Source organism: Nonlabens antarcticus (genome assembly GCF_015356755.1).
In the GTDB taxonomy this organism is placed as follows: domain Bacteria; phylum Bacteroidota; class Bacteroidia; order Flavobacteriales; family Flavobacteriaceae; genus Nonlabens; species Nonlabens antarcticus.
On the sequence record NZ_JADFCO010000064.1, the window covers coordinates 210,357 to 222,853 of the forward strand.

7 protein-coding genes are annotated in these 12,497 nt (G+C 39.6%); all 7 read right to left on the reverse strand.

Annotation, left to right across the window (positions count from 1 at the left end):
- Window positions 1–211 precede the first annotated feature (211 nt).
- The 7 genes from IQ282_RS07060 to IQ282_RS07090 all read right to left on the reverse strand — a co-directional run bounded on the left by IQ282_RS07060 (window position 212) and on the right by IQ282_RS07090 (window position 12,489).
- Window positions 212–1,939 carry an FAD/NAD(P)-binding protein gene (locus tag IQ282_RS07060; protein ID WP_194851149.1) on the reverse strand — a complete coding sequence of 576 codons (1,728 nt, stop codon included), beginning with the start codon at window positions 1,937–1,939 and terminating at the stop codon, window positions 212–214.
- Window positions 1,940–2,292: 353 nt separating this feature from the next.
- Window positions 2,293–3,360: an endonuclease/exonuclease/phosphatase family protein gene (locus IQ282_RS07065; protein WP_194851150.1), complete on the reverse strand. Its 1,068-nt coding sequence runs from the start codon at window positions 3,358–3,360 to the stop codon at window positions 2,293–2,295.
- A 161-nt stretch (window positions 3,361–3,521) separates the two neighbouring features.
- The gene (locus IQ282_RS07070) at window positions 3,522–5,027 is read right to left on the reverse strand and encodes an aminotransferase class V-fold PLP-dependent enzyme (protein WP_194851151.1); all 1,506 of its coding nucleotides are present in this window, start codon (window positions 5,025–5,027) and stop codon (window positions 3,522–3,524) included.
- Window positions 5,024–7,024 (reverse strand): protein-disulfide reductase DsbD family protein, encoded by a 2,001-nt coding sequence (locus IQ282_RS07075; protein WP_194851152.1) that lies wholly within the window; start codon window positions 7,022–7,024, stop codon window positions 5,024–5,026. The genes IQ282_RS07070 and IQ282_RS07075 overlap by 4 nt, the downstream gene beginning before the upstream one ends.
- A gap of 38 nt (window positions 7,025–7,062) precedes the next feature.
- Entirely contained in the window at window positions 7,063–9,843 is a 2,781-nt protein-coding gene (locus tag IQ282_RS07080) for a M16 family metallopeptidase (protein WP_228547257.1), read from the reverse strand.
- 165 nt (window positions 9,844–10,008) lie between these two features.
- Entirely contained in the window at window positions 10,009–11,046 is a 1,038-nt protein-coding gene (locus IQ282_RS07085; protein ID WP_194851153.1) for a TlpA family protein disulfide reductase, read from the reverse strand.
- Window positions 11,047–11,064: 18 nt separating this feature from the next.
- Entirely contained in the window at window positions 11,065–12,489 is a 1,425-nt protein-coding gene (locus IQ282_RS07090) for a RagB/SusD family nutrient uptake outer membrane protein (protein ID WP_194851154.1), read from the reverse strand.
- Window positions 12,490–12,497 lie beyond the last annotated feature (8 nt).

A 12,497-nucleotide genomic window follows, 5' to 3' on the forward strand; every position in this document is an offset into this window, starting at 1 on the left:
TTAAAAAGGGAAATTATGTGTTCTTGTAAAAATAACCGATAGTCGTTTAAGGAACTAGGAAGTTGGTAGGAGTTGGTAGGGCAATAGAGTGGAGTTTCATCTAATTTAAAAAATAAGTTTCCAGTCTTCCTGCTCTCATCATAAAGAAAGTTTCCCTTAAAAGATATTGCAAGTTGAATCTTACTAATAACGGCGATTCACCCTTTAAGGACTAACGTTCTTGAAACCTTAAAATCTCATCAATCATAGGTTGCATCTTCTCGTCTATAAAACACTCTAGAATAGCATCTACTCCATGAATGGAGCCTTTAGTGTTGCGACCTACACTGTAAAGACCACTAACAATCTGATCATCTACAACATGATTACCAGTGGTAGTCACTTGTATTCCTAGATCATCTACATACTTCTGGCCAAGATGACGATCAATTATGGATATCATTAGTTCATCATCCAGATCGTCCGCGTTAGGTCTTGCGAGCACGCTATCAATCATGGCATCGCAAATAATAGATTTTGATTCTTTCACTATTTCATATCCATCTCTTACAAGCTTAATTTCAGGATTACTGACAAATTCAAGCCTCAATATCCCAGCTTCTTGTAAAGCAACCAACTCTAATATACTTTTAACCGGCGGGCCAAAACTATAGCGCTTTGCCTTATCGTTCAGAATGATGAAATCCTTGACAATATCCTTTGGTAATAATCGGTAGGAGTATAAATAATAGAGATCAATTTGAATCATGCGCCATACTTGACCAATCGTGTAATCTAGGGAAAATGGATGTTTCCCATGTGACATTTTACAAGTCAATTTCATATAATCAAGCGCGGGCATTTTCGTATTAATAATATGCTCGCTTTTTGTGGATTGATCTTTTAACCAGGCTATAATTAATTCTATTCCTTTTATGGGATCTAATTTTTCGTTAGCATAGTTCGATTCAAAGCCATTATAAATGCGTATTGTTAATTGCGCTACCAGTTTGAGAATATCATCTACACATTTAATCTTGTTCTCATGGATATCGTTTTTCAGTTGCACCAGCATCCGTTCCTTTCCAGCAGCAACCACATCAAAATAATCGTCAATTTTTTTACCTACCGGCTTGGGAACCATCGGTAACCCATCAAGGGAAAAAGGAATAATTTGGATAGCAACATCGCCTTTATATTTCAAGCGATAATCATTTTCAACTTCTTCAAAACTCCCTGGTTGATGACTCATTATCATTCCCACGACATCAATCATGGCTAGGCCGAACCCTTTTATAGCTATATGCTTAGAATTATGGTAGATGGCACTGGCCGCGGCTGTATAGATCTTATTATTAAAATCACAGTTTGTTTCCCTAGCATGCTCTTGAAATTCTAGGTTCTGTCTCGACGAATTATTTGATAAATGACCCAGTGCGAGAATTACATGAGTAGACCCATAGTGAGAACTACTGGTAGTAGACAACTCAATCTTTCCATCACGTTTAGCAAGTTTCTGTACTCGTTCTTTAACGATGGTAATAAGTCCTAATTTCTCTAAAGGTTCAACAATGGTTTTGGCACGTTGTTGTAAATAAGCTCCGGTAATTTTTCTCAGGGAAAATGAATCTTTCTCTGAGTTAATTTCTACATCATGTTCAACAGCGAGCCATTGTAAATAATTGGGAAATGAAGGAAAACGAACCCCTTGAATTTCAAACTCTGGTCGTCCATCAAAAGTTTCCAGTGCACGGTCAGATATATTACTGACATTTGTTTCTGATTGTCTAGGATCCCATGCCAGCCCAGTTCCCAAGATGTCATGAGGTTCAAATAATAAGATTTTATAGTGCAAATAATCAACTATTCGCTTTCGCGAAAGCGAAATAAAATAAAGTTCCAATGCATGCAGTCCTCTGGCTCCACAACCTACGATGGATAAATGATAAAATTCCTTCATATCACAAAGAAATAAACTCCACGATCAAATTACTCACTACATTTTCCCAATTCAATCGCATCACCATTTTTAAAAAATTCATGTCTAACTTAGTTACCATTATATCATTGCCTTATAGATAAGGGGGATATTAAATATAAATCCCATTCAAGTTTTGACTATGCTTTTTAGGCATTTGAAAATTTATTGCTTTTGTAAGTGATATCTGACAAATTTAATAATGAGCAAGACAAAATAACTATTCGAACTCACCATGCAATTGGCCATAAAATGTTGTTTTATTGCGAGTTTTTGAAAAAAAATAATGATTTATGTAATTCTGAAAAGATTCTTGCCTCATGCAAAAAAACCGCTTAATTACGATCCTTACCTTTCTTGATCTTTTCATCTGCCCATTTTTCATCGCTTTCAGAGGCATCTAGATCTTCTTGTTCCCACTGGGCTTCGGGAGTATAATTTAGTTTGACGTAAATAGGAAAATGATCGGATCCTATGTTCTTTTCTCTCGCCATTTCTACAAGGGTGAAATCATTAGTGTGAAAAATATGATCCAGCGGCCAGCGCAGTAATTTATAGTCAGCACTGAAGGTATTAAAAAACCCTCGTCCACGTCTGGGATCTAAAAGCCCACTAATCTTTTGAAAAACTTTAGTAGTACGGGACCAAGCAACATCATTAAGATCACCAAATACCAAAACTAATTCGGCATCTTTATCAATCTCTTTACCCATTAATAATAGTTCTGCATCTCGATTTGTTGAGGTTTTACTTTCAGAAGGACTAGGCGGTCGTGGGTGCAAGCAATGAATATTAACGCGCTTTCCATTATCCAGTTTTAAATAACCATGAAACGATGGGATATCATCCTTGATCAGGAATCGTATCTGCATATCCTCTAAAGGTAATTTGGAATAGAGGTGCATACCATAAAGATTATCCAGCGGTTCTTTTACCGTATAGGGATAATCTGCTTCTAGATGTTCAAGTGCATCTTCCCATTTCCTATCTGATTCTAATGTTAAGAATACATCTGGATCTCGAGAAGTAACTACATCAATAAACTTACCATAGTTGCGATTTGTGGTCAAAACATTACTGACTAGAATGCTTATTTCATTGTCGTTATCCGGCCCACTATATCTTTTGACTTGGCGTTTCCAAAAAATGGTATAGGGTAAGATATGCCACAATTGATAAATTAAACTGACAAGGACTAAGCCTGTTACGACCCAATGCAATGGAGTATTAAAATCATAAAAAATAATGCTTAGAATCAAGCATATAGATATGAAAACAGAGATTTGTATTCTAGGAAAATCAAAACCCCTTATCCACCAGTAATCAAACTTAGTAGTGGAAGCTATCGTGGGCAAGCAAGCCACAATATTAATTACTAATAAAACTACTTCTAAGAAACTCATATTCTAAAATCAATATAATTGCGACAAAAACTCGTTTCCATGTTCACAATTCAAATTGTTATAAAGGTATCAAGAATTTCACGGTCTAGAGGATTGAATAGCATAATGATGAAGAGTTCGCTTTCGCGAAAGCAAAATATCATTTCCTATCGCCTGCAAACTTAAAAGCTAAAGAAATCTGCTTTGCTATGTGTTGTGTTGCCTGACGTATTAACCAAATCAAATTCATTGGATTGCTTATTGTACTTGTAATCTTGCGCCCATTCTTTCTGGTTGTCAATAATGGCTGTTATCGCATTTGTAATAAACAGCAGCTCGGCATTAGTAAGAGTTGGATGTAGTGATACCCGCACCCATCCCGGTTTATCGGTTAAGTTTTTAGCTTCGATATCATTCATTATGCCCATTGAGGTTTCTGTATCTATATCCAGCAGATAATGAGCATAAGTGCTCGCGCACGACCACCCGCCGCGCACTTGAATTCCATAACGGTCATTAAGCAATCTAACCACCAAGTTGTAGTGCATCCCCTCAATATTGAATGAAATACAACCTATTCGGTTTTCGTTTTGACTCCCTAAAATATGTAGGGAGGAGTTTGATTTGAATTGGTTTGTGAACAGTTTCAATAACTCGAGTTCCCTTGCATGCATCTTATCAGGATCCATGGACTCCTTGAGTTTAATTACTAGAGCCGCGCGCATCACTTGAAGTATTCCAGGTGTACCACTATCCTCCCGCACTTCAAGATCGTCATGGTATTGTTGTTTACCAGAAGGGGTGGTCCATTTTACATTCCCGCCACCAGGTTGATCTGGAGTTGTTTTTTTGTGGAGTTTTTTATCATAGAGAAGAATACCGCAGCTTCCTGGACCTCCTAAAAATTTATGAGGGGAAAAGAATATTGCATCCAGCTTTTCTTCTGGATTCTCAGGATGCATATCCATAGAAACATAAGGTGCTGATGCTGCAAAATCAACAAAGCAGACACCAGCATGCTTATGCATTATTTTGGCCAGCTCATGATATGGGCTTTTAATGCCCGTGACGTTAGAACAAGCGGTAAAGGAGCCTATTTTTATCGAGCGATCCTTGTATTTATTCAGTTGATTTTCTAAATGTTCAGGATGGATGAGCAATTCCTCGTTAGGCGGTAATATGACAATGTCTGCATCTAGTTCAAACCAGCAGGCCTGGTTAGAGTGATGTTCCATGTGGCTTAGGAATATGACGGGCTTATCGTTAATACTATCGTATAAGCTGGAATCATTTTTAGCTTTGAGATCCAGAATGCGCAATAATTTATTGAGCGCCCCAGTCATGCCAGTTCCCGTTGTGATTAGAATATCATCACCAGATGCATTTACATGTTGTTTGATGATATTCCTAGCCTCGTGATAGTGATAGGTAGTTTCCTTACCGCTCTCGCTGGAAAACGAATGCGTGTTTGCCATGATGGGACCTATACCATTACAGATCTTGTCCTCAATGGGCTGATACAATCTACCACTGGCGATCCAATCTGCATAAAGCATTTTTTGCGAACCATAAACCGTGTCAAAATGAAAATCCCTTCCAACAATGCCCGTTCTGAATGGTTTAAAATAATTCTCTAGAGATGTGGTGTTTTTCTCGTTCTGCTCGATAATTAGTTCCTCTTTTATCATTGCTTAAAGTTTTCAATTCCTGTTTTGAGCCATTGATCGTACTCTTCATAATCAGGAGTATAACCTACTGGTTCGTTCAAATTTTCCTCATCAAGTCCTATCAATACATAAAATGGCTGCGTATTGGTTTTATAACGAATGGTCTGGAATTCGCTCCATTTTTGACCTATGTATTTCAGTTTTTTGCCTGGTCTTAGTTTTGATTCGGTTACCTCATCTTCCGGTAGCGGTCGTTTATCATCCACATAAAGAGAGATCAGTACTACATCGTTTTTCAACTGCTGCAATACTTGTGGTTTAGGCCATACGTTTTGCTCCATCTTGCGACAATTAACACACGCCCATCCCGTAAAGTCCAGCATGATGGGTTTGTTCACTTTTTTAGCGTAAGCGAGCCCTTTATCATAATCATTAAAAGCTAGAATTTGATGCGGAGCCAGTAAATGTGCGCCATCAGGAATTTCCTGTACGGCGCCTCCAGAACCTAATCCCACTTTAGAATTCCCAACACCGTAAGGCGATTCTGCATAATCTAACGGTGGTGGGAATGCACTGATCAGATTGAGAGGCGCGCCCCAAAGTCCGGGAATCATATAAACGGTAAATGCAGCGACCAGCAAGCCCAGACACAGCCTTCCTACCGATATTTTAGTCATTGGAGAATCGTGGGGCAACTGGATTTTCCCCAAAAGATACAGCGCCAGCGCTCCAAAAACAGTAATCCATATCGCAAGGAAAACCTCGCGTTCGAGGAAATGTAATTGCAACACAAGATCTGCTTGTGAAAGAAATTTAAATGCTAGTGCCAATTCTAGAAAACCTAAAACCACCTTGACCGTGTTGAGCCACCCGCCAGATTTAGGCAGCGAGTTCAGCCATCCAGGAAATGCTGCAAAAAGAGCAAAGGGTAATGCAATCGCTAGGGAAAATCCTAACATGCCGATTATGGGAGCGATCCCACCTTTAGAAGCCGCCTCTACCAGCAGGGTTCCCACAATAGGTCCCGTACAGGAAAAGGAAACGATAGCGAGTGCCAGTGCCATAAAAAACATTCCTACCAGGCCACCGCGATCTGCTTGCTTATCTACTTTATTCACCCATTTATTAGGTAACATGATTTCAAACGCGCCTAAAAAGGAAAGTGCAAATACAATCAATAATAAAAAGAAAATGACATTGAACCAGACGCTGGTGGATAACGCATTGAGGGCATCTGCGCCAAATATGGCGGTGACCGCCGTACCTAATAGCACATAAATTACCACGATAAAGGCACCATAGATTATAGCATTCTTAATTCCCTTAGCCTTGCTCTTGCTTTGCTTTGTAAAAAAGCTCACTGTCATGGGAATCATCGGGAATACACAGGGTGTAAGCAATGCCGCAAAACCTGAAATAAAGGAGATAATAAAAATGGCCCACAGTCCTTTGTTTGATTCTTGTTTTTCCTCCTTTTCAATCTGTGCTACTGCAGCACTTTCACCGCTGTTGTCATCTTCTATCGATTGTGTGATATCTGCAGACATGGCTGATGCAGAAGCCTCAGTGGCGGTTGATAAATCAAAATTTAAATCAACGTAGGAAGGAGGGAGGCAGCGCTCATCATCACAGACCATGAATTCTACCTCGCCCGTGATCTGGTCAAGGGAACCGTCACTCACTTTAATGCGTTGTCTGAAACTAGCACTGTTCCCAAAAAAGGTAATCACCATATTGAAAACAGGGTCATTAATCGTCACCCCTTTTTCTTCTCGCGTATCACCAACCAATTCATAACCGGTGACCTCGTTAAAAGTAAAAGTGGTCGGGATAGGACCGTTTTCTGGAACGCTTTGAGAATATAAATGCCATCCCGGATCAATGGTAGCATTTGCGACTAGATCATATTCATTCTCAGAAATTTGCTCCACAGATGTCGACCATGTGACGGGTTTGAAAATCTGTCCCGTAGCGACAAATGCAAAGAGTAAAAAACCAAGAAAAAGAAAATGTCTCATAACATACTGTTTTTATAAGGTGAGATAGAGGGCGAACTCTACTTTTTAAGTGGCTCTCCGTTTTGATCGAGAGATCCCGCTTTTATGATTACTAGTTTATTCAAATCAATATATTTTTTGATGGCATCATTTACCTGCTCGACGCTAACGGCATTGAGATCTTTAGAATATTGATAGACATAGGATGGATCTTCCCCACGCTCCACGACAGAAAGAATGTTAGCAGCCATTCCTGTAGTAGTGGCAAGTCCTATCTTAAAACTACCATTTAGATTTGACTTTGCGTTCTGTAACTCGGTGGAAGTTACTCCATCTGCTACCCATTTTTTGAGTTGCTTCATGGTGGCATCTTCACCCTTCTGTAAAAGTTCTGGGTTGAAAGATGCGTTGATCATCCAGTGACCGCCAGTAAACTGGTGCCCACTGTGCGCGCTGTAGATTCCGTAAGTGAGCCCTTCTTTATCACGCACGTTCAACATCAATCTACCAGAGAAATCGCCACCTAGAATAAAGTTGCCTAGGTAAAAAGGGAGGTAGTCTGGATTTAATCTATCCAGTCCTGTGTATTGCGCTATAAAAAATTCAGCACTTGGTTTTTCTGGTATGGAAATTACCGTGGTTTTGCCCTCTACTTTTGTCATTGATTTCTTCTTGACGTCTCTTGCTGTTCCACCTTTCCAGTTCTTAAAATGAGAATTCAATGTTTTGTAGATGACATTATTATTTACATCACCTACTGCTACCAGATGCATGTCTTTAGGACCAAAATAAGTTTGATGAAACGTCTTCACATCAGCGATGGTGGCGTTTTGTGTGTTGTCAATTCGATCTTGTATGCTATAGGAATAATTAGGGTGTCCTTCTTTATAGATCGTTTGTGCCAGCATGATGCGCCCTTGTGTACCAGGATCAGAGAGACCTTGTTGCAATTGACCTACATATTGTTGCTTCAACAACTCAAATTCATTCTCATCAAATAAAGGAGAACGTAATTCCTCCGCAAGAATTTGTACCACAGTATCCACATCATCTGACAAGCATTTGAAACTCATACTTACCTTGTCATCGTCCGCGCCTATGTAAATATATACGCCCAGTTGCTCCAGCTTTCGCGAAAGCGTGCTCTTATCATTTTTAGTGGTTCCCTTAGAAAGCATTGCTGCAGTGAGACTGGGAATCATTTCATTTTTAGCTTTGCCGAAATAGGCATCAATGGGAAAACTTGCTGCCACGGTTAGAAAACCTTTGGCACCTGTTTTTTTGGTAATCACATCAATTCCTGCAATCGTTTTTCTATTGAAACCGGAGTCATCCTTTAATATTTTAGTGATCGTCACCTCATCAGTCTGGATTGATGGATTATCAAAGTTATTAAAGAGTGCTGGATCGCGGTAAAAGTTTGGCGATGAGGTTGTGGTAAATCGAGTAGCTTTCGCTGTAGTTTCTGGGTTGGAACCGCTGGACTTAGGGATGAAATATCCCGTGGTACTTTGATCTTCAACCAGATATTTTACTGCGACTCTGTCCACATCTGCAGCGGTAACTTTTTGAAGTTTTTTGCTTCCATTGATATAATCGGTCCAGTCGCCACCGGCAATATATTCTGCAAGATCTGCTGCAATGCTGCCAGCACCATCACGGTTAAGGATGGCTTGCGCATTGTTGTTTGCTACAATCCTGTCAACATTTTTTTGTTGAGCGCCGTTCTTTTTAAACTCTTCGATTACATCAATCAATCGCTTGTCTAGATCTTCATTTTCTTTAGAAACATCAAATCCTGTCCCTACTGTTAAAAGACCTACTTCTTGAAATTCTGATGCAGAGGCGTAGGCATAAAATGCCTCGCCACCGTCAACGAGTTCGCGGTGTAGGGAAGATAATGGACCGCCACCTAACAATTCTGCCAACACCGTAATTGCTGGATAATCCTCGTGAGAAACTCCGGGAATTTTAAAACCTTGAAGTACCACCTTGCTCTCGCCTGCTTTTTTAATAGTGACACGTCTAGGCCCGTATTGTGTTGGTTCTTCCGTATTAGGCGATGGAATCTCATGGGTGGAGCGATTAATTTTTCCAAAATGCGTATCGATCATTTCAAAAAGTTCTTTCTTATCAAAATCTCCTACCACTGTTAGATAGGCATTATTAGGCCAGTAATACGTATCATAAAAGTCCCTCAAGTCTTCCATAGGCATATTTTCAATATCAGATCGCCAGCCTATGGTAGCGTGATGGTAAGGATGAGCCATGTAAGCCGTTGCCCATATTTCTTTTCCCAGCACAGAGTTGGGGTTGTTCTCACCACGTTCAAACTCGTTGCGCACAACAGTCATTTCCGCATCTTTATCTTCCTGCAGCAATAATAAGTTGCGCATGCGATCTGCCTCAATTTCCAGAGCCAGTTCCACTTTGTCACTGGGGATCGTCTCATAATAATTGGTCCGGTCGTTCCAGGTGGTCGCATTCATTTGTGCACCTATGCGCGTCAATTCAGTATCGATTGAATTCCCATTTTCCCGATTGAACTTATCGGTTCCCTTAAACATTAAATGTTCTAGTAAATGGGTGGATCCTGTGTTGCCGGTGACCTCATGTTTCGAGCCTACCATATAGACCATTTGTACGTTTACTACGGGAGCTGCCTTATCCTGCACCAGTAGAATTTTCAAACCGTTAGGCGTGTAAAGGTATTCTTCCACTCCTTCTAGAGCTCGTGTTTTTGTAAATAGGGTTGATGGGGATTGCGCTTTCGCGAAAGCGGAAACCATCAAAAGGCAAACAAGATACATGCATACCGTAGTGCAACTTAGATTCTTCATAGACCGATTTGTTAGTAATTATCAAGCAGTATTCTCGCTGGATAGGGCAAAAAAGAGCTTATTCCTAGAGGTTATATCCAGGATGATAGTGAGAAATTAAAGTAAAAAAAGCCTCCCATCGGTATCCATAAAATGCCGATGGAAGACTCTAAATTGAGGAGTGGACTAGATGTCTAAAGAGTCGAAAAGCTCCTTCAATCGTGGTTCACTAGGGCGAGGAGCATCATAGGTAATGATGTTTCCCTGTGGATCTAACAAAATAAATCTTGGTATTCCATATATGTAATAGTCTCTTACAAATTTAGAATCTATCTGATTATCAGCCAGCAATTGTGTACCATGAAGTTCTTTATCTACAATCATATCACGCCACTTTTGTTCATCCTTTGCAGGATCGTCAATGGACAGACCGATAAACTGGATATTCTTGTCAGCATATTCCTTCTCAATCTCATTCATGTAGGGCATTTCAACAATGCAGGGAACACACCAGGTCGCCCATATGTCTATGTAAACATATTTACCACGGTAATCTTCAAGGTCATTTGTTCCACCACTATAATTTACATAATCTGTAAAAGGTGGAGAGGGCATTCCCTTGCTAAGCTTGCTATTAATCTCTAACTGTTCTTTGTGCTGCGCAGTAATGTCTGTCTTGAAATTTTGAAGATTTTCTTTTTGTAATGTGATAAACTCTGGGGACATCACTTCTTTCTTAGCATCTAATATCTCTATAAGGCCATTGTTATAATCGTCGGTTTTACGGTCAAAAGCAGCATCGTCAAGAGCTAGGTATTCCTTATAATCTTCACCCATTAAAACCCCACTGCGTTTGTTTTTCTCTCTAAGAAAATTATTTTCCTCGGCTCCTTTCCCTGAAAAAGCAATGGTTTTTGTGATATTTTCTTTGTCAAATGTGAGTTCTAGATCCATATCGTTTTCTAGATAGATCCCGAATACATTTTCATAAACCCCATTGAAAGAGGCTGGTTCTTCCAGTTTTAAAGTGTCTCTAAAAACACCATTCTTATCAACTGGAATAGTTACTGATTTACTGGTGGCTGGATTGTACAGCCTAAAACCTAATCCTTCTGTAGGGTTGCTGATTTTCCCGTGGATGACGGCATAATCTTTAGGCGGTTGTTCTTCTTTCTTGCAGGAAGCAAGGATTAGGCACATAAATAATAACGATAGATATTTCATTGTTGTTTGTTTTAAAAATTAGTATCCCGGATTTTGTATTAGGGCATTATTTCCAGTAATGGCAGTTGTTGTGTACGGGAAAATAAATTTGTCTTTGGTGGTTAAAGTTGGTTTTATTGCTGCAGCAGAGATATCGCCTAGTTGATCATAACGAACCAAATCATAATAAGGCTCTCCATTTTCAAAAAATAGTTCCAATAACTTCTCCTGACGGATATCTTCAAGAAGCGTGGCTTTGTCGGTAAACACTTTATCCGTTGCTCCAGCTCTATTTCTTATGGTATTTAAACTACCTAGTGCAACCGTTGCAAGATCGCCTCCGGTTCTTCTTGCCTCAGCTTCAGCATGTACTAGATAAATCTCGCCTAATCGTAAGTGGTATAGTGTGTTGTTCTCACTGTTCGTAAAGTCATTATAAGGATATTTTCCATTTGATTTCACACCTTTGGTTGCTCCAGAATAAGCATAGCTAAATCTTGCATCATAGCCACTTCCAACACCGCTAAGTGATCCATCACTTCCTGTTCCCACCTGGTTGTCAGCAATACTTCTAAGCGTTTCACTGTAAGTAGTTCTATTTACCTGGCTCATTTGCGTACCACCTTCTGCTCCTGGGCCCGTAAATGGGGCAAATAAAACCTCAGAGGAATTTGACTTGTTAATAAAGATGTTTTGATAGTTAGACTCAAGGGAATAGCCATCTGTATTATTAATGACTTCAAGTGCTAGGCTTGCAGCGATATCATAATTACCGCGATATAATTCAACTTTAGAAAGTAATGCTCTGGCAGCGGTACTTCCCGAATAAAAATGTTCAATAGATTTTGGACCATTCTGTGCAGCAAACTCTAGATCTGCAGCGATGAGGTCGTACGCTTCCTTAACCGTACCACGAGGTTTTGATTCCAACTCTGTAGAAAAATTTGTACTTAGTACGATTCCAAAATTAGAATTGAGGTCATAGAATTGGCCAAAATATCTCAGCAGGTAAAAGTTGGTAAGTGCTCTTTGAAACTTAGCTTCAGATATGATGATGTTTTTACGATCCTCTTCAATACCTACCGCTTTGCCAGCCTCTAATTCTTCAATTAGGAAATTGGTTTGGTTCACGATTTTGTACAACCCATTATAAAGGTTTGTCAAATAACGATTGGTTACTGGTATATTGTTAGTGTTATAGGGTGTAGAACCTCCTGATAGAAATCCGTTAATGACTCCTTCATTCCCGTAAGCAGCAACATAAATGGGAAACCCACTTACATCAAATTCACGTCCTAAATCATAGACTCCATTAAGTACTTGTTGTGCAGATGCCTCGTCACGTATGGCGTTTTCAGAAACCAACTGATTAATAGGCTGAATGTCATCCATGCTACAACTGCTCACGATAAAAGCTATTGCTGCAAAAACTAATATTTGAATATTGTTTTTAATATTTTTCATCTTTTGAT